At 52.5% G+C, this 22,764-nt stretch carries 14 protein-coding genes; 6 read left to right on the top strand and 8 right to left on the bottom strand.

The window, feature by feature from the left end:
• Positions 1–97: 97 nt before the first annotated feature.
• A complete protein-coding gene (locus F1728_RS09750; protein WP_155363935.1) occupies positions 98–1,927 on the bottom strand; it encodes a UbiD family decarboxylase in 1,830 nt (609 codons plus the stop codon).
• Between the two features lie 209 nt (positions 1,928–2,136).
• Between F1728_RS09750 and F1728_RS09745 the strand changes: the two genes are divergently transcribed.
• Positions 2,137–3,339, top strand: coding sequence for a metallophosphoesterase (locus F1728_RS09745; protein ID WP_155363934.1), 1,203 nt, complete (start codon positions 2,137–2,139; stop codon positions 3,337–3,339).
• Here the strand turns inward: F1728_RS09745 and F1728_RS09740 are convergent.
• Positions 3,336–4,367, bottom strand: coding sequence for an endonuclease/exonuclease/phosphatase family protein (locus F1728_RS09740; protein ID WP_155363933.1), 1,032 nt, complete (start codon positions 4,365–4,367; stop codon positions 3,336–3,338). The genes F1728_RS09745 and F1728_RS09740 overlap by 4 nt on opposite strands.
• A 273-nt stretch (positions 4,368–4,640) precedes the next feature.
• Between F1728_RS09740 and F1728_RS09735 the strand changes: the two genes are divergently transcribed.
• A complete protein-coding gene (locus F1728_RS09735) occupies positions 4,641–5,792 on the top strand; it encodes a glycosyltransferase family 4 protein (RefSeq protein WP_155363932.1) in 1,152 nt (383 codons plus the stop codon).
• A complete protein-coding gene (locus F1728_RS09730) occupies positions 5,792–6,166 on the top strand; it encodes a DNA polymerase ligase N-terminal domain-containing protein (RefSeq protein ID WP_155363931.1) in 375 nt (124 codons plus the stop codon). Before F1728_RS09735 ends, F1728_RS09730 begins: the two co-directional genes overlap by 1 nt.
• A gap of 26 nt (positions 6,167–6,192) precedes the next feature.
• On the opposite strand, the gene F1728_RS09725 is transcribed toward F1728_RS09730, so the two are convergent.
• Positions 6,193–6,861, bottom strand: coding sequence for a hypothetical protein (locus tag F1728_RS09725; protein ID WP_155363930.1), 669 nt, complete (start codon positions 6,859–6,861; stop codon positions 6,193–6,195).
• Between the two features lie 252 nt (positions 6,862–7,113).
• Here F1728_RS09725 and gltX point away from each other — a divergent pair, with 252 nt between their 5' ends.
• Entirely contained in the window at positions 7,114–8,883 is a 1,770-nt protein-coding gene (gene gltX, locus F1728_RS09720) for a glutamate--tRNA ligase (protein ID WP_228030600.1), read from the top strand.
• A gap of 62 nt (positions 8,884–8,945) precedes the next feature.
• The gene (locus F1728_RS09710; RefSeq protein WP_155363929.1) at positions 8,946–10,637 is read left to right on the top strand and encodes a glutamine--tRNA ligase/YqeY domain fusion protein; all 1,692 of its coding nucleotides are present in this window, start codon (positions 8,946–8,948) and stop codon (positions 10,635–10,637) included.
• Positions 10,638–10,734: 97 nt separating this feature from the next.
• On the opposite strand, the gene F1728_RS09705 is transcribed toward F1728_RS09710, so the two are convergent.
• Entirely contained in the window at positions 10,735–11,886 is a 1,152-nt protein-coding gene (locus F1728_RS09705) for a hypothetical protein (protein ID WP_155363928.1), read from the bottom strand.
• A gap of 600 nt (positions 11,887–12,486) precedes the next feature.
• Between F1728_RS09705 and F1728_RS09700 the strand changes: the two genes are divergently transcribed.
• Entirely contained in the window at positions 12,487–15,465 is a 2,979-nt protein-coding gene (locus tag F1728_RS09700) for an MMPL family transporter (RefSeq protein WP_155363927.1), read from the top strand.
• Between the two features lie 6 nt (positions 15,466–15,471).
• Here F1728_RS09700 and mnmA read toward each other — a convergent pair whose 3' ends face one another.
• The 4 genes from mnmA to F1728_RS09680 form a co-directional block, all read right to left on the bottom strand.
• Positions 15,472–16,581: a tRNA 2-thiouridine(34) synthase MnmA gene (mnmA, locus tag F1728_RS09695; RefSeq protein ID WP_155363926.1), complete on the bottom strand. Its 1,110-nt coding sequence runs from the start codon at positions 16,579–16,581 to the stop codon at positions 15,472–15,474.
• Between the two features lie 192 nt (positions 16,582–16,773).
• Positions 16,774–17,781, bottom strand: a complete 1,008-nt coding sequence (locus F1728_RS09690) for a cation diffusion facilitator family transporter (RefSeq protein ID WP_155363925.1) — start codon at positions 17,779–17,781, stop codon at positions 16,774–16,776.
• Between the two features lie 149 nt (positions 17,782–17,930).
• A complete protein-coding gene (locus F1728_RS09685) occupies positions 17,931–20,066 on the bottom strand; it encodes a c-type cytochrome domain-containing protein (protein ID WP_194242752.1) in 2,136 nt (711 codons plus the stop codon).
• A gap of 57 nt (positions 20,067–20,123) precedes the next feature.
• On the bottom strand, positions 20,124–22,739 hold the full coding sequence (locus F1728_RS09680) for a DUF1549 domain-containing protein (RefSeq protein ID WP_155363923.1): 2,616 nt from the start codon (positions 22,737–22,739) through the stop codon (positions 20,124–20,126).
• Positions 22,740–22,764: the final 25 nt, after the last annotated feature.

The following is a 22,764-nucleotide window of genomic DNA, read 5'->3' as shown; positions in this document are numbered from 1 at the left end:
CTGGTGAGTCAAAGGACTGATCAGAAATTGTAAACGTTCGCTTGTGTTCCTGTCGAAACCGTTTCCGATTCCCACAGCAATATTTTTCCGGAAACCTTTAGATGATTCCGTGCAGCGGACCGCCGGGCGCTCCCAACTGATCGACGCGCCGGGTGATCTCGGGATCTTCGATCAGGGGAGGGGCATGATGCGGTTTAATGCGGGCATCAATGACGAGAGCACCTCGGCATCCCCAGTGCTTCTGCTCGGTGAAGGCGTCAATACCATCAATATCAGATGCCGGATTGGAGCGGGTGAAGACGGTCCACAGAAAGTTATTCAGACTGGCTGCAGTGAAATCGCTGTCATCAACAAGCACCACCAGCGGGAAGCGATTCAGCGGATGAGAGGTGTCCAGAACTGCACAGAACTGTCGCAGGTCCTGATTCCCCTTTACAAAACGGGGGGCATGAACCGCCAGGATTCCGGGATGACACACACGCGGTGCGGTAAACCCGTCCGGCAGTGAGAAGTCTCCGGGAATTTCGGTAGCCAGTTCACGAGTCACAGGTCCTGCCGCAGCCATGACGACCTTCGATCCCATGTTAAAGCCGGTGCCGGAATAATCGAGCGTGTCGATCGTCGTGCAGGTCTGGAAATGCAGATCCCGCCGCCAGTCAATCCGCTCAAGCAGATGCGAGAGGAAGTCGTCAATCTCTTCCGCATCCAGTTCCGGATTGTCCTCACGGGCGACGATCATCAGGTATTTCGCCAGGCTCAATTGCCCCTGTCCCAGGATCGCATTGGCGTTCGTCAGAATTTCCTGGGGTTTGCGCTGTTGATCGTAGGGGGTATAGCGTTCGCTGCCGACCGCAAGTAACAGGGGATGCACGCCGGCCGCATCTACAGCGTGTACCTGATGCACACCCGGAATTACCGACGGGATCGCTGGCCCGGTGATTTCATGAATGATCGCCCCAAAAGCAGTATCTTCCTGGGGAGGACGACCCACCACAGTGAAAGGCCAGATCGCGTCATTACGATGATAGACCGCTTCTACATTCATCACCGGAAAAGGATGCTTGAGGCTGTAGTAACCCAGGTGGTCTCCAAACGGACCTTCGGGCAGTAGTTGTTCGGGATCGACCCAGCCGGAAATACAGAAATCAGCGTCCGCGTAAATCGGTAGTCCCCCCGGATTACGGACCATGCGAATCGCCCGTTTACTCAGGACGCCGGCAAAGGTGAGCTCGGAGAGTCCTTCCGGTAAAGGCATGACAGCAGAGAGAGTCATTGCAGGAGCACCGCCGACAAACACATTCACTTTGAGGGGCTCACCTTTCTCGATCGCTTCCGCATGATGCACGCCGATGCTGCGATGAATCTGGTAATGCAGGCCGATCTGACGGTTCGGTTGATAGTCATTCCCGGCCAGTTGAATACGGTACATGCCGAGGTTGGAATTCATCAGTCCGCCGCGATGTGGGGATTCTGTATATACCTGGGGCAGAGTGACAAACGGGCCGCCGTCATCGGGCCAGCTTTTGAGTTGCGGCAGGTCTTCAAGTTGAATCCGGTTCTGCATGATCGGGCCTCGCGAACAACTGCGAGGCAGCATATGCAGCAAGGAAAAGGGAACGTCACGATACCGCCAGGGTTGTTTCCAGAACTGGGTCGGATCGACCTTGAGTTCTACCAGATGATTCACGGCGCGGAGCGCATCGCGAAAAATATAGCGGGTGCGCTCAATGGTACCAAACAGATTGCTGACCATTGGAAAACGACATCCGCGTACATTTGCAAAGTAAACCGCAGGTCCACCTGCCTGGTAAACGCGGCGCTGGATTTCCGCTGCTTCCAGGTTAGCATCGATTTCCTGCTCGATTCGAATCAGTTGCCCCGTCCGTTCGAGGTCAGTGACGCATTCACGCAGTCCGCGGTATCCCATCGGGGCACGTTTCCAATCATCCAGTATTAAAGCTTGTTCAGATTCCAGTCAGCAGATTAACGGTTGACGGTGAATTATACCACGCTTAACACACCGGAACACTGGATTGCTGTTCCGTAAGCATTTGCATTCCGGTATCGATTCTCTATGATTCGCTTGCGCATACGTATTTATTTTGGGGCCCGCTTTGAGCGAACAGTGAACGCAACATGGACGTAATCACTAATGGACTGATCTTGCTGATGCTGTCGATCGGACATGCTGAGCTCTGGACTTCGGTCATCAATCGCACGCATGCGATGAAGATACATGAGGTTCATCTCAAACGCTTGCGGCACGTGCTGGAACTGCTCATCGTCCTGTTCCCGATAGTCCTGTTTTTCACAGTGGGACTTTCAGATCCCGGTGTCTTGACCGGAGGAGAATGGAATCAGTTGCCTGGCTGGTGGAAGCCCATATTGATTCCCTGTGCTCTGGGGTTCGCAGGCCTGATGTATTCCGCGGTCCGCCACCAGTGCTATCGGCCACCCCGACAACAGACAGCCCAGTCAGCGGAACTGATTCAGATGCGCGAGCGTCTGCAGGACGATCTGATCGGTGAGGGGCCTTATCATTACCTGGCGGGACTACCATTCAATGAAATCTTCAGTGTGGAATTCACGCGGAAAACATTTCAGTTGCCCCGTCTGCCCCCATCGTGGGATGGATTGAAGATCCTGCATCTCAGTGATTTGCATTATTCAGGCACATTGAAACACGAATACTTTATCGAGCTCTGCCATATCGGCCAGGAAGCCCAACCCGATCTGATTATTTTTTCCGGCGATCTGCTGGATGAAATGATCTGTCTCGACTGGCTGCAGGAGACGCTGGGTTCCCTGCAGGCACCTCTGGGTTGTTTCTTCATTCTTGGAAATCATGACTGGAATCAGGACAGTCAGCAGATTCGACAGTCATTAACGGAACTGGGCTGGATTGATTTGACTCTCGAACCGGTGTGTCTGGAGCACGCGGGGCATTCGCTTTATATGACGGGAACCGAAGCTCCCTGGATGGGGGGATTGCCTGCTTTAAAGCGGTCTGCTGATGGAGCAGGCATCGACGTCGAGTCCGACTTTACACTGCTGGTCAGTCACACGCCCGACAATTATCACTGGGCAGCCCGCCAGGGATACGATCTGGTGCTCTCGGGGCACACACATGGGGGTCAGGTTCGCATCCCACCTCTCGGTCCAATCTTTGCGCCCAGTCTGCACGGAACCCGCTACACGAGTGGAACTTTTTTTCGTGGTTCAACGCTCCTGCATGTCAGTCGCGGCGTTTCGGGCATACACCCCTTGCGCTGGTTCTGCCGCCCCGAGATCAGCCTGTTAACTCTGCAGGCACCGGCGGAGCGTGCTGCTTCCGTTTAACGAGGCTGCGTACCCTGAACACCAGCCTGACGGATTCCCCCATTTTCGGTGATCTGGAACTCGGCCCAGACCGGGAGATGGTCGGAGACCAGCAGTGCTTCTTCCTCGGTGAGTTTGAAGCGGGTTTTGAAATCATACACCCCCGAAATGCCGGTGAATTCCTGCGAGCGGTGCTGGCTGAACAGGATATTGTCATACTGCTTTGACTGGCGAGTATTGGTGGGAGTTTTCGAGACGGTCCACATCAGGTCTCCGACCCGTCCCAATTCGCCCAGGTTCTGATCATCCACATTCAGGTCTCCCAGCAGGATTACATCGTCCTCCTGGCTGCCATCGTTGGCGACGACCCGGTACACATCGTCGAGAACATTCAGTTCCTGGTCGGTTTCATCCGGATCGGTATGAATGTTGATCAAGGTAAAGGTAAAAGGATTTTCGCTTGATGGGCTCAGAGTCTGGAAGTGGGCTACATACGGAGGACGATGCAGTTTGTCATATTTATCGATCACGGTGTACGTCCATTTGTGATTCACCATGACCCGGGCGGTATCGTAAAAGTAGGCGTACTGTTCTTTGCTGATGGTTCTTCCCTGCGGCGCGCCAATAATATAAGCATAGCGCCGCTCTCCCGAATTCAGAATCGCCAGGAATTCATCCAGAAAGGAGAGATCCTTGGATCGGATTTCCTGAACCGCCACGACATCGAACTGCTGAATGATCCGGGCCAGGATCTGGGGGACCTCGGGTTTTGACATCTTACTGACGCCAAAAACCTGAATATTGAAACTGGCAATCCGAATCGTGTCATTCGAACGGGGCAGATCAATCTCAGTTGAATTCCAGTCAGCCGGTGTGGAGCTGGAAGCCGTGGTTGAGATGATCTGTTTGACCCACTTTGTCAGCTGGGCAGGCTTGACGACGTCGAAGTGAAATGCACCGCCGCCGAGCAGACCGATCAGCAGTAAAGCCAGGCCACGTAATTTCCAGGATTTGACGAACGAAGTTTTCTTTTTGGATTTGGAAGCCATAGTACCATCCGTGGTATTGCGTATGACGGGAAATCGAAGGGAGAAAGGAGAGTGCCGTTGCGAAGCAGAGCCTCGGGGGCAGAGAGGAGCCGAAATTTAGCAGATATCGGCTATCAGGTGTAGATCAATTCCGTGTAGACTGGATTGGGAGCATAAGTGCCGCTTGCCGCAACTGAAGAGATGCGATAGTCTGCAGTACACGCTGATTTCCATTGTCGTTTTCTTTCGTATCTTACTGTCTGCCAGTACCTTAGATGAAAGGCGAATTCTGCATTGTCTCGACGGATCACCATCACGATTCCTTCGCTCAGTCTGGGCGGTGCAGAGGGGGTGGCTGCGATGATGGCCAATTATTGGGCTGCAGAGGGAGATCAGGTCACACTGTTGACCCTCGATTCCGCAGAGACCGATACCTTTCAGCTCGCACCGGAAGTTCAGCGCATTGCGCTGGGACTGATGCGTGATTCGGGAAATCTCCTGCAGGCAGTGGTGAATAACCGGCAACGGGTTCGAAAACTTCGCGCTGAAATTGCCCGTTCCAGACCCGACGTGGTCATCAGCCTGACGGATCGGATGAATGTGCTGACGCTGTTGGCAGTCGGGAAAGCAGCTTATCCCGTGATTGTCTCCGAACGCTCGGACCCGCGCTATCATCTGATGGGCCGCGTCTGGTCATTCCTGCGTAAGAAAACATATCCCCGTGCAGCAGCCGTCGTAGTGCAGACGCAGGGGGTGGCCGACTTTTGTCGCCCCTGGTTCCCTTCAACCCGTATCGAAGTCATTCCGAACGCAGTGCCTGCACCGCGCTCGGCGGGAATTCCCAAGGTGACGGAAGAGATTGTCAAAGCACGGCCTGCTTCACATGTGGTACTGGGCATGGGCCGGCTCTCTCATGAAAAAGGCTTTGATATGTTGATCGATGCCTTTTCTAATCTGGCAGATGATTTTCCGGATTGGAAATTACGCATTCTGGGAGAAGGCCCCCTGCGTGAGACACTGCAAGCCACGATTGATCAGCGGGGGCTGCAGGAGCAGATCGAACTACCCGGCTGGGTGGCCGATCCCGAACTGGCCCTCGATCAGGGGGATCTGTTTGTGCTCCCTTCCCGTTATGAAGGTTTTCCCAATGCACTGTTGCAGGCAATGTCACGCGGGTTACCCTGCATCGGATTCGACTGTCAGGGAAGTCTGGCTGATCTTTCCATGCGTGAACTAAAAGCGTTACTTTTACCTACGAAAAATCAACATGAATTGACTTCCATTCACGCGCTCGAAGATCTGATGAGATCGCTCATGGCGGATGAAAAATCGCTAAAGGAGCTTGCTCTTATGAGTCTTCAGGCAAGTGAGAAATTTTCCATCACCCGCTATTTTGAATCGTGGGATCAGCTAATCAAAGAGTCTCTGACCGGAAGTGAGAAATAATGCAGCAGTACGTGATTCTCAGACACAATCATCCCGAACTGCACTGGGATCTGATGCTGGAAGAAGGGGATGTGCTCAAAACCTGGCGTCTCCCCCAGCCGCCGGAGATCGACCCGGCGTCGGATGAAACGTCACTTGATTTGACTGCGGAGGCGTTACCCGATCATCGACTGGTTTATCTGGAATACGAGGGGCCCGTCAGTGGCGATCGCGGGGAGGTCAGCCGCTGGGATCGGGGAACTTTCACTCTGCTGGAACGGAGCGAAGATCAGTTGGTGGCATTGCTCACCGGTGAGGAACTGGCAGGACGGCTCACTTTAAAAAAGCAGGATTCGGAAAACAGGTGGAGTCTCAATTATACGGCATTCTTTTGATCGCGAAGCTCTAACGGCTCACACGCTCATTGCTGCTGTGCGTGGTTTGCTTTACCGGCGATTTGAAACAGCCCCGGTTCAACTTTGAGAGACGTCAGGTCGGGGAGATCGGAATCCTGGCGGTCCAGATGTACGATCAAAACGTCATGCTCGTTCATCTGGCTCCATTCAATCTGCCAGCCTTCGGCACGGGCTTCCTGAGTCAGTTTGGTAATCGCTTCATCGATGGGGATCGGCAGCAGACCCGCCCGGGCCTGTTCCAGTTCGAGTACCAGACGGTTTTCCTTCATCAGCCAGGGTTTGAATTTGAGACTGATAATTCCAGACCATTTTTTTAAGGTCAGATGAAAGCCAACGATGACCTGGTCCTGTTCGAAGTGGACCCGTGGATCGGTGATGCCTTCCGGCACCCATTCGTTGTATTTCTGATGCAGTTCTTCGGCCAGCCAGGCGTTGACTTCCTGTTCGCTGAACTCCTGCGACCAGAGTGGTTCCTGGTTGCGGACGTCGTTGACAATCTGCATCGAGTGCTGGACAAAATCCTTGGCTTCCTGCTGCCGGATTTCCGGGGCCACCTGTTGCTGAAGAGCCGCCTGGTAGAACTCCGGTACCTGAGCAGAGGACCAATACAGGCCCCCGGCGGTCCCACCCAGGATCAGCAGCAGCAATAAAAGGAAGAGCAGAAAGCGTTTCATGCAGAAATGCTAGGTCGCCGGGGAAGTACCGTCAAGACCGTTCAAGGAACCCGGAATCGCCAGAAAACGTGAAATTGCGCTAAGTTGTCTCTTCGAATATACTTGTCGAATGCATGTGGGTGTTTTATGATCAGCCGGACCCGGTCAGGACTGTTACCTGCCATCTTCCGGCTGTGTCCTTGTCCAGCAGCGGGAACGCTGGAATTCCCGTCGGTCAGCCCGTCAGTTTGATAGAGAAATAAGAGCCCGTTTATGAGTACCGTTCGAACCCGTTTTGCACCCAGTCCCACCGGTTATATGCACATTGGTGGGATGCGTACGGCCCTGTTCAACTGGCTCTGGGCCCGGCATAACGGCGGTCAGTTTATTCTACGAATTGACGATACCGACCAGGAGCGCAACATCGCAGCCGCCCTGGATCCAATTCTGCAGGCGTTCAAGTGGCTGGGTCTCAACTGGGATGAAGGTCCGGAAGTCGGTGGTGACTTTGGTCCTTACTTCCAGTCCGAGCGAAATGACCTGTATCGGGCTGCCGTCGATCAGTTGCTGGCCGACGGAAAGGCTTACTACTGCTACGACACGCCGGAGCAGATTCAGGCCGATCGGGAAGCCGCACAGAGTGAAAAACGCAACTATCTGAATATCCGCAGATCACTGGAACTGACAGACAGCCAGAAGGAACAGTTTGCCGCTGAAGGGCGTCCTGCTGTTGTACGCCTGCTGGTTCCCCGGGATCAGAAAATCCAGATTGATGATGCAGTTCGTGGACATGTTGAATTCGACGCCGGCCTGATGCCCGACCCGGTCATTCTGCGAGCCAATGGTACACCCCTGTATAACCTGGCAACGGTGGTCGATGATGCCCAGATGCAGATCACACATGTGATTCGCGCCGAGGAGCATCTCTCCAACACGCCGGTGCAGGTGTTGATTTACCAGGCGCTGGGTTATGAACGGCCTCAGTTCGCACACATTCCGTTCGTAGCGGCGCCTGGTGGAAAAGAGAAACTCAGCAAACGCAAACTGGACAAATATCGTAAGAGTCCCCAGTTCAAAAAGATGTTCGACAAAGCAGACGCAGTCTTTCCCCGCATCGGTCTGGCCAATGCGGAAGGGCTGGATCCTGTGATGGTCGAGTATTACGAAAAGATCGGCTACCTGCCGGAAGCAATCCTGAACGCACTGGCCCGACTTGGCTGGTCTTTGGATGATAAAACAGAGATCATGTCTCTCGATACGATTGTAGAGAACTTCACTCTGGACCGGGTGGTCAAGGCGTCGGCTGGACTCGATCCGGATAAGCTGCTCAGCTTTCAGTCACACTGGATGAATCAGCTGACTCTGGATGAAAAAGTTTCGATGTGCAGTCCCTACCTGGTGAAAGCCGGGCTGGTACAGGATGCGGACGACGAGACAACAAAACAAAAAATTGGTCAGGTCATTACCGGTATGGAAGACCGCCTCAAAATTGCCAGCGATATTCTGGATTTTGATGAGTTCTTTGTCGCCGATGATCAAATGGAATATGATTCCAAAGCACTCAAAAAGCGGATTAAAAAATTTGATTCTTATACATCCTCAATGTTGCTTGGAATTCCTATTTTCTACCGTCAGGGGGACGCTGTATTAATTCATGGATATAGTGATAAAGAATTAAAAGAGTTAAATAAAATAATCAACGATGTTTCATGTGTGGCTCGCTTGGAGACACCGGAAAATCCTCTGTTAGTTAAGCCTCTTTTAGATTTAGTTGAGAACTCTAAAGAGATAATTCCATTATTGCTAAAGTTCTGTCGAAAATTAGTACAAACAAATGATTTTAGTTCTAATGCTTTGGACAAACTGCTGCACAATTTTGTAGAAGATGAGGGGATCGGTATAGGACAGATTATTCATGCTTTACGGGTTTCGGTGAGTGGAAAAGCAACCGGGATCGGCATGTTTGACTGCTTGTCAATTCTGGGAAAACAGAGTTGTATCAAGCGTATTTTATTCACAATACACAAAGTTCAAAGTGAATAAAAACAGCTGAAAATAGTAACAGGCTGGTCCTGTGATTGATGCAATCATTTAAGGAGTAGGGGATGTCAACTCCCGAAGAAAAAACGCCAACGGATTTTATTCGTACGATCATTCAGGAAGATAACAAATCGGGCAAGCACGATGGTCGCGTCCATACGCGATTCCCCCCCGAGCCGAACGGCTACCTGCATATTGGGCATGCCAAGTCGATTTGTCTTAACTTCGGTATCGCCAATGAAAACCCGGGCGGTAAATGCAACCTGCGGTTTGATGATACGAACCCTGAGAAAGAGGATGTGGAATACGTCGACTCGATCAAGGAAGACGTGCGCTGGCTCGGCTTCGACTGGGACGATCGCGAATTTTACGCCTCTGATTACTTCGATCAGCTTTATGATTTTGCAGTCACCCTGATCAAGAAGGGGAAGGCCTACGCCTGTGATCTGCCTGCAGATAAGATGCGCGAATATCGCGGAACCGCGACCGAGCCCGGCAAGCCCAGTCCCGGACGTTCCCGCTCCGTTGAAGAAAATCTGGATCTGTTCGAACGGATGAAGAATGGCGAGTTCAAAGAAGGCGAGTATGTACTCCGTGCGAAAATTGATCTCGCTTCGCCGAACTTTCACATGCGGGACCCCGTGATTTACCGGGTTCGTCATGTGCACCATCATCGGACCGGGGATAAATGGTGTATTTATCCGATGTACGACTATACGCACTGTATTTCGGATTCAATCGAGAAGATCACACATTCGATCTGTACGCTCGAGTTTGAAGATCACCGTCCGCTCTATGACTGGATCCTGGATGAACTGGAAGTCTTTCATCCACAGCAGATCGAGTTCGCCCGCCTCAACATGACCTATACCGTGATGAGCAAACGCAAACTGCTCGAACTGGTACAGGGCAAATACGTTTCCGGATGGGATGACCCTCGGATGCCCACTATTTGCGGGATGCGGCGTCGCGGCGTCACCCCCGAAGCGTTGCGTGAGTTCTGTAAAACAATCGGGGTAACCAAGTACAACTCGATGACCGATAAGGTCGTTCTGGAAAACTGCATGCGGGATCACCTGAATCAGGTCGCCCCCCGTGTGATGGGAGTCTTGAAACCTTTGCGCGTTGTGATCGACAATTATCCGGATGATACTTCCGAAGAACTGGATGCGATCAACAATCCGAATGATGAATCAGCGGGAACCCGCAAAGTACCCTTCTCGAAGGTGATTTACATCGAGCGTGACGACTTTATGGAAGACCCGCCGAAGAAGTTCTTCCGCCTGTCACCGGGTAAAGAGGTTCGCCTGCGATACGCCTACTTTGTGACCTGCACTGATGTCATCAAAGATGACGATGGTGAAGTGGTTGAACTTCGTTGTACCTATGATCCGAAAACCAGAGGCGGCGATGCTCCTGACGGCCGGAAAGTCAAAGCGACGATTCACTGGGTCTCAGAAGCGCATGCCCTGGATGCAGAAGTCAGACTGTATGACCACCTGTTCGATCAGCCCGATCCGGAAGATCTGCCCGAAGGAGTCGACTACAAATCGAACCTGAATCCACGCTCATTGCAGGTCCTGTCAGGTTGTAAACTCGAACCGGGGCTGAAAGAAGCTGAACCGGGAAGTCGTTTCCAGTTTGAACGACTGGGATATTTCTGTGTCGATACAAAAGATTCGACAACAGGAAATCCCGTCTTCAATCGTACCGTCACTCTGCGTGATACATGGGCCAAAGTCGGGAAGCAGAAGTAAGCGAACTTCTGCTGGGCGCATAAAAAAACACTCGTCGAACGAAGTTCGACGAGTGAGCCCATGCACTTCAAAGTGCTCATGTCTTTCCAACTTTGAGTTAGGGTGTCCGCTGTGCGACAGAGATGTCGCTGCCTGATGCTACAGGAGCAGTCTGCTCGGGACGAGCGACCCGGCGGGTCCAGCCGCTGGCACGCACGATCGAAGGCAGTGGTCTGTCGGAAGTATCAGGTTCATAACCAGCCCGGCGTGTGGGGGGGAATGCCGGGGCAGTAGATTCCTGTGGTACCTGGTAAGAAGAGCGACGTAAGGACGAATCGTTGTCCAGGCTCGACCGGCGAGGATCGGAAGCGGGATCACGCTCGTACTTGTCTCCGTTCGCTTTGAACGAATCATCGTACTTCTTTTTGTTCTCGGCAGAACGCTGGTGAATCGTCTGTGGTGCTTCTGCAGAGATGTAAGGATCGGCACTGGGCAGCAGCGCGGTCGCAGTGCCACCAAATCCATCGCTGGATGGATAGACATAAGCCGTCCGAGTGGTTGGGATGGATCGCATTACGGTCACTGGTTTCATTGCAGTCACAGTGGTTTTCACGTAGCGAGTGGAGTTCACAGCGACTTTCCGGGTCGTTGTGTAAGGCACCATTCGAGCGACATTGTAAGTGACTTTCCGAGTCTGCTGTACGGCAACCTGACGGGTGACCGGTACATTTTGAGTCACGACGTTTGGTACGTAATGACGGGTGGTTCGATATTGGGGTGTGAATGCCATTCGCATGGAATACCCGGTACGGTTCATCCAGCCCAGTAGGTTGGGGCGGTTGTCGTACTCGCAGGGAGCGACTTTGGGGATACACTGACGCTGAGTCACCCAGCGACCCATGTCTTTTTGTACCTGCTGGCACTCAGTGACATTTTGATAAGACGTGTAAGGTACATCGACCGTCCGAGGTTCCAGAACCTGGCGATAGGCGGTGACCTGCTGATCCACGTACTTGGTTTCGACCACAGGTTTCATCACGGTCTGCTGAACAGGTCGATACTCTGTCACAGGAACCTGACGGTAGGTGGTCTGGGTCACCGGGATCGGACACTGGACCACAGGCTGTGGACAGCAGTTCTGAACCACCGGCGGCGGTGCACAAGAATTACAATTGTTGAAAGGCAGCCATTGCGCCTGGGCGGAACCAGCGGCCATCGAGAACAATGTAACTCCCACAACGGGAATTGAACGAATAACGCGTTTTAACATGAGCTTGTCCTACAAAGAGAGTCTTTGAGAGGGGTATTGGAAAGAGTCATTGAAGTGAACAACGTCTGACAGCTAAGGCGAGCCGCCAGACCATTGCGATGGGGCAGGTTTTTTATGAAAAATCGAAAATGGGGTCAAGTGGGATTCAGCAAAATGCCGATAAGCCTGCTCCCCAGATTCAAGAGACCGCAGCTAATTCACCATTTTTATTAGACTTGCGCTTTTTGTTTCTTTTTCTGGGTTTCCAGATCTTGTGAAAAAATCAGCCGGGAAGCCTCGGATTCGCCGAGAATGTTGATCTTTGAAAGTCCAGATTGCCGATGAACTTCCTGTTATCGGGCAAAATATCGTGTTCAAACCGGGAGGTCCCTCCCTGATCCACATTATTGCGACCCGAATTCCTGATGGGATTAAAGTTTGGTTATCTATTAACTTACAACCTCAAATCAGGATATATTCAGGTTGTCGGCAATACGGAGATTGCTGTAAAATCGATAGCTTCATAATACGATCAACGCTCTCAATTAATCGATCCCTTCACTTCTGCCCGGTTGTTTAGATCGAACGAGAGATCGACTTAGGTGCACACGGAAGTGTTCTGTGGATAATCTCTCCCCTGAAAATCAGGAACGCTCATTCCTCGGCGAGGCGCTGGCTGCGACAACCCAGTTTGTGGTGACGCACGCCCGGCTCAGTCTGGCTTTGGCACTGGTTGTGTCCGTCGGCTGTATTCTGCTGACGGTCTTCAGGTTGGAATTCAAAACCGACCGGGCTGATCTGATCGATCCGACGGCAGCCTTCCATCAGAAATGGATGAATTACACCGAGAGTTTCGGCAGTTCATCGGATCTGGTCTGTGTCGTCGAAGCAGAGAATCCGGAATCGATTAAATTTGTCCTGCGGACGCTGGGCCAGCGAATCGAGCAGCATCCCGAACTGTTTGAGAATCCGCTCTATCAGATTAACCCAGGCGATTTACCTTCTAAAGGACTGCAATATTTAACTCCGCGACAGTTGCAGGCTGGTTTGAATCGGCTGGATGAATATGGTCCGATTTACCGCAATGGTCGCTGGGATCTGACCCAGGTCGATCTGCTATATGATCGCCTGCGTTACCAGATCCAATCCCGGTCTGCCAGCTATCGAGGCACCGAACGCGATCAATCCCTGGAGCCTCTGTTTACCCACGCTGCGATTCTGACATCCAGCATGGCACGCTATCTGTCAGACCAGAATGACTTTCAGTCTCCCTGGCCTTCGATTGTCGCTGTGAACGAACGGATGCGCGAACGGTCTCGTGAAATCATTTACCTGTTGAATGAATCCGGCACGATGGGCTTTCTCAAGGTCTTTCCAGTGCATCAGGAAGCAGGCTTTGACGGCGCCACGCAGGCCATCGAACAGATGCGGACCATTATCGGCGAAGTCGCTGCTGAGAATCCGGAAGCCAAAATCAGTCTGACTGGAATTCCGGTTCTGGAAAATGACGAAATGCGTAAGTCGCAGTCGGATATGATCAATGCATCAATCATTTCCTGTTTCGGGGTAGGACTGCTGCTATTCTTCGGTTTTCGTGGAATCCGTCATCCCCTGCTGACTCTGCTCATGCTGGCAGCCGGGATGGCCTGGGCCTTCGGTTATACGACGCTCACCATCGGTCATCTGAATATTCTCTCGGTTTCCTTTGCCGTGATTCTGATCGGGCTGGGGATCGATTTTGGTATCCATTACCTCGCCCGCTACATTGAATTGCGGCATAAAGGGGAAGACCTGGAACCGGCTCTGCTCAAAACATCGCGCACGGTGGGGACCGGGATTGTGGCTGCTGCTGTGACGACGGCTCTGGCTTTCTACTGTGCTGGACTGACTCCCTTCCTGGGAATTGCGGAACTCGGTTTCATCGGTGGTGGTGGAATTATCTTATGTGCAATCGCCACCTTCCTGGTGCTGCCGGCACTGCTTTCACAGGCAGATAAAAATGTAGAAGTCAAACAGATGCCCACTCCCTTCCAGGGGAAGTGGTTACAGAAAATGATTACGCGGTTTCCCCGCATGGTGGCTTTAAGCTCCCTGGCCCTGGTGGCCTTCTGTGCCAGCCAACTGGTTCAAAAATCAGATCAGGGATGGGAATCGCGCGTTGTTTATGACTACAACCTGTTGAACCTGCAGGCAGCGGGGCTGGAGTCAGTCGAAGTCCAAAAGCGGATTTTCAACGATGCTCAGAACTCGCTGCTGTTCGCTGTCTCCGTAGCGAACAGTCCAGAAGAGGCACGGGAGCTGCGTAAGAAGTTCGAAGCTCTGCCCTCCGTGCATCATGTGGAAGAACTGGCCTCACGCGTGCCTGCACATTCTTCACAGGAAACCAATCTGCTGGTGCAGTCCTATCGGGCACAGCTGTCACGACTGCCGAATAATGTGCCTCCCGTGAATCGTCTCAATCCTTCGACGATCGGGCGGAAACTCGAACAGTTTTATGTGTTACTCTCAAACTACCAGAGCCCAACAGCGCAGCAGACTGCCCGCATGCTGGATCAGTTTCTCAACCGCTTTGAATCTTTGACGCTGGCCCAGCAGTCCCGCTTCCTGGATGAATTTCAGTACCGGACTACTGCGTCACTTCTCGGTCAGTTCCGCGCCATCCGTGGTGCTTCCGATTCTTCGCCGGTACGTTTTTCCGATCTGCCCCGTTCGTTGACTTCACGCTTCGTGAGTCCGGAAGGAAAATGGCTGATCCAGATTTATCCCCGCGATCACATCTGGGAAATCGAACCGCTGGAGGAGTTTGTTAAAGAGGTACGCTCTGTCGATCCGGATGTGACGGGAACCCCGCTGCAGAATTACGAAGCGGCTCAACAGATTAAAGTCAGTTATAAAACCGCTTCGATTTACGCTCTGGCAGTCATCTGTGTCGTTTTACTGATCGATTATCTGAGCCGTCGTCATGCCACAATGGCGCTGGTGCCTCCGGCGATTCTGGCTGTCTGTACCTGGTTCATTCTTTATAACCGTGGGACACCGGTCAGTGTTGAAGCTGCCATCGGCATGTTTCTGATTATGTGCTTCTGTGTGGCCTTTGTGCTGGAACGCAGCAGTGTGCTGCATATGCTGTTGACCATGATTCCCCCGGTCGTCGGTGGCCTTGTCATGTTCGGGATTCTGGCGATGACTTCAATCGACCTGAATCCGGCCAACCTGATCGTGCTGCCTCTGATTCTCGGGATTGGTGTTGATGACGGCGTGCATGTGGTCCATGATTTCCGGATGAAACAGGGCCCCTATAAAACATCTCCCAGTACAATCAACGCGATTGTGATGACCTCATTGACTTCGATGATCGGTTTCGGCAGTATGATGGTGGCCACGCACCGTGGGCTTTACAGCGTCGGTCTGGTATTGGTAATTGGTGTGGGCTGCTGCCTGTTCATTTCCCTGGTAACTCTGCCTGCTCTGCTGACCTGGATTTCCAATCGAGAAGAGGCGGCTGATTCCGTCAGCATGGAAGATTCCGACGAACATTCCAGCAGCCGGAAGAAAAAGCGTCAGAACCGTGAGCGGATGGAAGCGGAAGCCGCTGCCTGATCCGGGTTACATGATCCAGCCGCCACCAATCACGCGGTCTGCATCATACAGCACAACCGCCTGACCCGGGGCGACACCGTATTCCGGGTTATCGAAGGTGACCCGAAACCGTTCTTCATCCAGAATCTGTACCGTGCAGTCAGCTTCTTTATGCTGATAGCGAATCTGGGCCTGACAGCGAAGCTCGGAACCGGGACTGTCAATCAACCAGTTACTGCGATTGGCTTCCAGTGATTTCCGTGCCAGGTCGTCGCGCGTACCGATTACGACTCGTTTCGTCTCAGGTTCGATTTTGATGACATAACGGGGCGAACCAAAGGCGACGCCCAAACGCTTCCGCTGACCGATGGTGTAATTTTCATAGCCGGTATGCTGGCCGACTACATTCCCCGCGGTGTCAACCATTTCGCCGGCCGTTTCCTGCTTGCCACGGTACCGGTTCAGGAAGCCGAAATAATCGTTGTCGGGAATGAAACAGATTTCCTGACTGTCGGGCTTATTGGCTGTCCTCAGACCTGCTTCACCCGCCATCTCCCGGATTTCCGGTTTGACGAAGCCGCCTACGGGAAAAATGATTTTGTCGAGTAGATCACGATTGATACCGAACAGAACGTAGGACTGATCTTTCGAGCGGTCGAGGCCGCGCACCAGGGCCGGCTGTTCTTCTCCCGGGACAGACTTCAACTGGGCATAATGCCCGGTTGAGATGTAGGAGGCGCCCACTGATTCTGCGAATTCCCAGAGTTTGCCGAACTTGAGCCAGTTGTTGCACATCACACATGGATTGGGAGTGCGGCCGGCCAGGTATTCATCAGCGAAGTAATCTTTGATGCGCCCAAACGCATCTTTGAAGTTCAGCGCATGAAACGGAATGTCGAGCATATCAGCCACCCGGCGGGCATCTGCGGCATCACTGGCGGAACAGCAGCCCTGCTTGTGTGCTTTCGTGTTCAGAACCGGAAGACTATGGGGATCCTCAATCGCGCAGGCCGTCTCTTCGGTGGCACCGGACCGCATGAACAGACCGATCACCTCATAACCCTGTTCCAGTAAAAGATGGGCGGCTGCGGAGCTGTCGACTCCACCACTCATCGCCAGGACAACACGCTCAGACATCAATCAATACTCAAACAAAAATTCAGACGAAAAAAGGGGTAACAGACCTATTATAGGCGCCTCTGAAACTGATCACAGGCTTGGGACTCAGGCCGAGGGATGAAATCGCCCGAAATCGGAGGTTTTTCTGCCTCGCTGCCGACAAAACGCGATTTACTGGCATCCCTCCGTCATGAACGGGAGGCGGGCTGCTTAATTGGCTTCCAGATCGAGGTGCTTGGCCTCAGGAACCTGTCGCTGGATTTCTGCTTCGATCTTGTCGATTTCCTCAGCCAGGGTATCGAGGATATCCCGTGTATACTTCTGACAAAACTCTTCGAAGTCCTGTTCGCTCTGAATTTGAGGATAGGCGGCAAGTGCTTTCTTCTTCAGACGTTTCGACAATTCTTTGGGATCAAAACTCAGATCGACCTTAATGCGGTAGTTATCGATAGAGAGGATTCTGGATCGCAGGTCCAGCACATCATCAATCAACGGATTGTTCTTCAGGATGCGTTGTACCTGTTCTTTCGTCTCTTGTGGGATGCTGGGACCGACCAGTAGTTCCTGATTTCGGATAATCAACCAGACGGCAATGCCGCCCAGTAGCACACCAATCCCGATAGAGCCGATGGCATCCCAGTAGGGGGACCCGGTCATCTTGGTAAGCAGGATTGAAATCAGGGCGATCATCACCCCCAGGCAGGCAGCACCATCTTCGAGAATGACGGCGACGGAGGCCGGGTCTGCTTCCTTGCGCAGATACTGATGAAACGCCTTTTTCTCCTTCTGAGCGTTTTTCCACTCAGTCTTGAGCGCAAGAAAGAAAACGACACCGTCGATGACCAGGGCAAACAGAAGCGCCGCGATGGCCCATTTCATTTCGCCAAAGTCGAGTTCCGGTGGATGAAACAGCGACTGCACACCGTGGTACAGCGTCACGCCACAGCCCAGGAAAAAAATCCCGACTGCAGAAATCAATGCCCATACATACCGTTCACCGGCGTAGCCATACTCATAACGACGGTCGGGTACCCGGTCAGCGCGAACCAGACCGATGAGCAGCAGTAACTGATTCAGAAAGTCAGCCACTGAGTGAATCGTCTCGGACAGCATGGCTCCCGAACCAGTGATCAGAAACGTCGTTCCTTTGGCGATCGTGATCAGTGCGTTTCCTGTCAGGGCGGCGACAACCGCGAATCGGGAATTACTTTGAGCCATACCGGGATGCTCCTCGTGTTCTGCTGGAAGTTCAGTCACTATGCTATTGACTGACCAAAATAACAGAACCTGTGAGGGAGTTCCAATCGGACTGACGTAAAAAAAGCCCTTCAACCTCTGGATTGAAGGGCTGGGATCAAATCCGGATTTTACTTGGCAGCACTGGCCTGGGCGTTATTGAGTTTCTTGGAGAACTCAATTTCTGCCTGCCAGTGTTTGACTTCATTCTGAGCAGCAGCCAAAGCACTGGCAGCGGAGTTCGCTGCATTCTGAGAAGCGGTCGCTTTATCAGTCGCCGGTTTCAATGAATTCTGCAGGGCAACTACTTTTGCCTTGGCCGCATTCAGAGCATCTGTTGTCTGTTTGATTTGCGGCGTGTACTGAGCAACCTTCTGCTGATTATCTTTCACAGCTGCCTGGTGCGTAGCCAGTGTTTTCTGCTCGGCTGCGATGGCTGCGGTGCGATTATCGACGGCCGCTTTCAGTTTGGCAGCAGCTTCGGCAAGCTCTTTGTCGCCAGCAGCCTGTTTGCTCACAGCGTCAGCCTTTGCATGTGCTTCCTTGATTGCCGGCAGTGATTTTCCAATTTCGGTAATCTTGTTTGTGGAAGCAGTCGCACCGGCCTGTGCACCTGCCAGGGCTTTCTGGGCGGCTGCCAGGTTACCGTTCAGGCTATTTAACTGATTCTGTAGATCGGTCTGCTGTTTTTGAGAAGCAGCGATGTCCGCGTTAATCTTAGTCACTGCAGCCTGGTCTGCCTGGGCGGCCGCTGCCAGCTTCTGATGATTGGCTTGCGCTGCACTGAGGCTGGCTGTGGCTTTCGACAGTCGTTCTGATAATGGAAGAGGATTGGCTGTCAATTCACCTGCTTCTTTTCCATCGGCGGCGTTCCAGACTTTGATCTTACCGGTCCAGTCAGAAGAGATGACCTGATTGGTTTCATCACAGATTGTGACACAGACGCCAATATCTCCGAAAGCGGGGAAGGCACGCAGCTGCTTTCCAGCCTGATCCCAGAGTTTAGTAACCTTATCACGGCCGGTGGTTGCCAGACGGCCATCACGGGCGAATTCCACACTGGAAGTTCCGCCACCATGGGCGTTCCAGGATTTAATGTTATTCCCGTTTTGAACTTCCCAGAGTTTGACAGACTGATCTTCACTACTGGTGGCGACCAGGTTGGAGTCAGATCGCCAGGTGATCCCGGTGATTCCACCTTTATGTCCCTTGAGTGTCAGATACTCATTTCCCGTTGCTGCTTCCCAGACAAACGCGCCGCCGTTCCGGTCTCCGGAACAGAGCAGGACGGAATCGGGGCTGAAGGCCAGGGAGGTCATCCAGTCGGTGTGTTTACGGATTTCGTAAGCGAGTTCACCTGTGCTGGTGGAATAAACGCGAATGACTTTGCTGGGGCTGCCCAGGGCGATAAAACGCTGATCCGAGCTGATGTCAGCACAGAGTACAGAGTCTAGTTCGTCGCCTACTTCAAAGAGACGCTTTCCGGTTTTGACATCCCAGACCACAACGCGGCCACTGGCAGCAGCATGTCCGCCGCCGGCCAGTAAGAGACTGCCGTTACGGCTGAATTTCAGGACATGAGGTACGCCTTCAGGGAAGGGGAGTACCCCCAGAAGTTCCAGGGTTTTGGTGTTGTAGAGCAGAACCTGTTTCTGACCGGCAACAGCGGCCAGGGGGGACCAGGGGTTGGTGGCCATAGCCGTGATGGCGGTAGGCAGACTGCTGTGCACGACCGGATCCAGGTTCAAGTGTGGAGGCATGGGAGGCGGTCCATCCGGTTTCCCGGAAGATGCGCCCTGCAATGAGAAATCAAACTTTGGTTTTTTGATGCTGACCTTACTGCCGGCATTTTCCGGAGCACCGATGTTGATCCATTCCTGAATCAATGCCAGTTCTTTATCGGGGAGCTTGTCCGATTTGGGAGGCATGAAGGGTTCGGAATCGTGGGTGACCAGCATGTAAAGATAGCTGCCTTCGGCGTCGCCGGGCGCAATCGATTCACCTGCGGCACCACCCTGCATCAGACCGGTATAGTTGGTCAGATCGAGGCCGGAAGCTTTCTTGTCGGTGTTATGACAGGCAAAACACTTCGCCCGAAAAATCGGTTTGATGTGTTCGTCATAGGTGACTTTCGGCTTCTTGTCCTTGTCATCCTTCTTTTTGTCTTCCGCAGACAGGGGAGATGACATCAGGGTGACAGTCAATCCGGCTGCAAGCAGAGTTTTACAGATCTGGTGGTACCGGAATGCAGTGATTAAGTTTTTCATAATATCAGCCATATATAAAATCGGGCTTAATGGTCTCAGTCTGGAATCGGGAGGGATTTAGTGGTTAAAGATAAATTCACGCGAATTCAACAATGACCAGAAGATGTCATTCAACGCGTTCTGTTCGTCTTTTTTGTTTTCATCCAGGACCTGAACCAGGGTGGAATATTCCTTGTCAGTCGGTTTACGTGTCAGGCAGGAAATATACATTTCATCCACAATTTCCAGTGGCTTCTTGCCGGCTTTGATTCGGGATTCTACAAATTTACCCTGCACGATCTTACTGTTGACGGTATCGCCGTTGAGCAGGTGGAGTGCCTGTGACAGACTGGGTTCCATCCGGACTTCACATGAACAGACAGTGTCACGCTTGGCGCGACCAAAGGTGGTCAGGAAGTAGTTGGTTGTGTTTCCGTCGGCGATCTGCACCGCCCGAGCTCCCAGCGGTAAGCCGCGGAATTTATTGGGAGCACTCGTGACCTGGGAAATACAGTCCAGCAGAACCTCAGCACGCAAACGACGTGGATGTGCATGTGAGAAGTTTGTCAGATCGTTTTCATTGGATGGATTAGTCTGTGTGGAAAGCTGGTAAGTTCTCGAAGTACAGATATCGCGAACCAGCTTCTTGAAGTCGTAGTTGTAATCGGTGAACCGTTTGGCGAGTTCATCCAGCAGTTCCGGGTTGACCGGAGGATTACTGATGCGGACGTCATCCACTTCATTGATAATGCCTTTACCGAAGAAGTGTGCCCAGACGATGTTACTCAGGTTCGTTGCAAAGTATGGGTTTTCATTGGAGGCGAGCCAGTTGGCCAGCACGACGCGACGGTCTTTACCTTTGACTTCAGGTTGCGCACCACCCAGGAATTTGGGCTGCATGACCCGGTTATCAACCAGATGGCGAACTTCGCCGCTGCCCCGGTTGTAGATAATGGATTCGCGGGGGTCTTCACTGCCTTTACGTCCCACCTGTGAGAAGAATGCAGCGAAGCTGTAGTAATCGTCCATCGTCCAGCGGTCGAACGGATGGTTGTGACACTGGGCACATTGAATTCGCATGCCCATGAATACCTGGGCCACGTTCTCAGCGACTTTGAGAGTGTCACGTTCATTTTCGTAATAGTTGGTCGCAGCGTTAGCAAAAGTACCGCCGGTCGAACCGAGTAGTTCCTGTACCATTTTATCGAGGGGCACGTTGCTGGCGATCCGTTCCTGCAGCCAGTTGTAATACAGTAATGCTGACTTGTAACTGATGCGGTTATTGACTGTGCGGATCTGCAGAAGCTCAGACCATTTCATCACCCACATCTCGACAAACTCTTTACGGTTGAGTAACTGATCAACCAGTTTCTCCCGTTTCTTGGGATCTTTGTCAGCGACGAAAGTGTTGAATTCTTCAATGGTGGGCATCACGCCACAGATATCCAGGCTGGCACGACGCAGGAATTCTGCATCGGAACAGACTTCAGAGGGAACAACCCGCAGTTTTTTCAGCTTGTTGTGGATCAGGGTATCTACATAGTTGTATTCCGGAACATTGGGCCATTCGAAGTCCAGGCCCTTGGGGAGTACCACAAAGTGAGATCCGACGGTGTGTGTGTCGAAGCGGGCCATAATAAAGGCTTCGCCCCGATTGTTCGCGGTGATCTTACCATCTTTGGTAATGGTGGCTGAGTTATCGTTGTTGGATGAGAAGGCAGACAGAGTCGTTACGTCACGGGTCGTGCCATCAGAATAGTAGGCCAGAACGGACACCTGTTGTGTGGTGCCTTTCCCGTCCATTACCCCACCTTTGGGATAGATTTCAACCTTATCAACAGTGGGGATTGCGCCCGCGTCGTAAGGAGCACCTGCCTGCAGCCAGCGTAAAGACGCGTTATAATATTCCGAGTCTTTTTCGTAGAGTTTACCGCCGGTGTGAGGGACAGCGCCGATGGCTTTTTCAAGCAGCAGGCTTTCCTGAGGCATACTCAGGTTAATTCGACGACCGCTGAGTTCACGGGTTAGACGATGATAGTCTCCCTTGGGATCAAAGCCGAACAGTGAGAGGCGGAAGCCATCTTTACCGCGAGCTGCACCGTGACAACTACCGGTGTTGCAGCCAGCCCGCATGAATGTAGGCATAACGTCCAGTGTGAAACTGATGGGACGATCTTCTTTCGCTTTAGTAACCTTGGAGTGCAGATTGACACTCGCACCGCCGAAAGTGGCAACTACATCGGTCTCACCATCGCCGGCTGGGTAAATCATATTGTTTTCGATACGCACGATGCCTTCTTGGACTGGTTTGAACTGAAGTTTCGTCGTGACGTCTTCGGTCAGACCGTTGTCATAGACTGCCTGTCCAATCACCGACTGCCGGTCCCGGCTGGTTGTCAGCTGGATGTCCTGAGGATAGACATTCAGTTGAACCATCTTGGGGGCCGGTTTTGGGGGAGCCGGTTTAGGAGCGGCAGGTTGCGCGGGGGCCGGCTTTGTTTCTGCGGGCTTTGTTTCCGCTGGCTTGGCTGCCTCAGCTTTCGGTGCTGGAGTCGGAGTCGGTTTTGCTTCAGCAGGCTTGGGTGGCTCTGCTTTGACCGGTTCCGTTTTGTCTGCAGCAGTTGCGAGAGAGATTCCACCCGCCAGGAAGGCCAGGGCAAGAAAACTGCGAGTGATTGTTTGATGACGCCACATAATCGAAAACCTTTTCTGGTCAACA

Origin of the sequence: Gimesia benthica (assembly GCF_009720525.1) — a bacterium.
GTDB lineage: Bacteria > Planctomycetota > Planctomycetia > Planctomycetales > Planctomycetaceae > Gimesia > Gimesia benthica.
Note: the sequence above shows the minus strand (reverse complement) of the source record. Positions and strands in the feature narration are given on the sequence as shown.

What these genes read in the sequence shown, in the direction of transcription:
- F1728_RS09750 (WP_155363935.1), bottom strand. Translation starts at nt 1,927, where the DNA reads ATGGGATACCGCGGACTGCGTGAATGCGTCACTGACCTCGAACGGACG.
- F1728_RS09745 (WP_155363934.1), top strand. Translation starts at nt 2,137, where the DNA reads ATGGACGTAATCACTAATGGACTGATCTTGCTGATGCTGTCGATCGGA.
- F1728_RS09740 (WP_155363933.1), bottom strand. Translation starts at nt 4,367, where the DNA reads ATGGCTTCCAAATCCAAAAAGAAAACTTCGTTCGTCAAATCCTGGAAA.
- F1728_RS09730 (WP_155363931.1), top strand. Translation starts at nt 5,792, where the DNA reads ATGCAGCAGTACGTGATTCTCAGACACAATCATCCCGAACTGCACTGG.
- F1728_RS09725 (WP_155363930.1), bottom strand. Translation starts at nt 6,861, where the DNA reads ATGAAACGCTTTCTGCTCTTCCTTTTATTGCTGCTGCTGATCCTGGGT.
- gltX (WP_228030600.1), top strand. Translation starts at nt 7,114, where the DNA reads ATGAGTACCGTTCGAACCCGTTTTGCACCCAGTCCCACCGGTTATATG.
- F1728_RS09710 (WP_155363929.1), top strand. Translation starts at nt 8,946, where the DNA reads ATGTCAACTCCCGAAGAAAAAACGCCAACGGATTTTATTCGTACGATC.
- F1728_RS09705 (WP_155363928.1), bottom strand. Translation starts at nt 11,886, where the DNA reads ATGTTAAAACGCGTTATTCGTTCAATTCCCGTTGTGGGAGTTACATTG.
- mnmA (WP_155363926.1), bottom strand. Translation starts at nt 16,581, where the DNA reads ATGTCTGAGCGTGTTGTCCTGGCGATGAGTGGTGGAGTCGACAGCTCC.
- F1728_RS09690 (WP_155363925.1), bottom strand. Translation starts at nt 17,781, where the DNA reads ATGGCTCAAAGTAATTCCCGATTCGCGGTTGTCGCCGCCCTGACAGGA.
- F1728_RS09685 (WP_194242752.1), bottom strand. Translation starts at nt 20,066, where the DNA reads ATGAAAAACTTAATCACTGCATTCCGGTACCACCAGATCTGTAAAACT.
- F1728_RS09680 (WP_155363923.1), bottom strand. Translation starts at nt 22,739, where the DNA reads ATGTGGCGTCATCAAACAATCACTCGCAGTTTTCTTGCCCTGGCCTTC.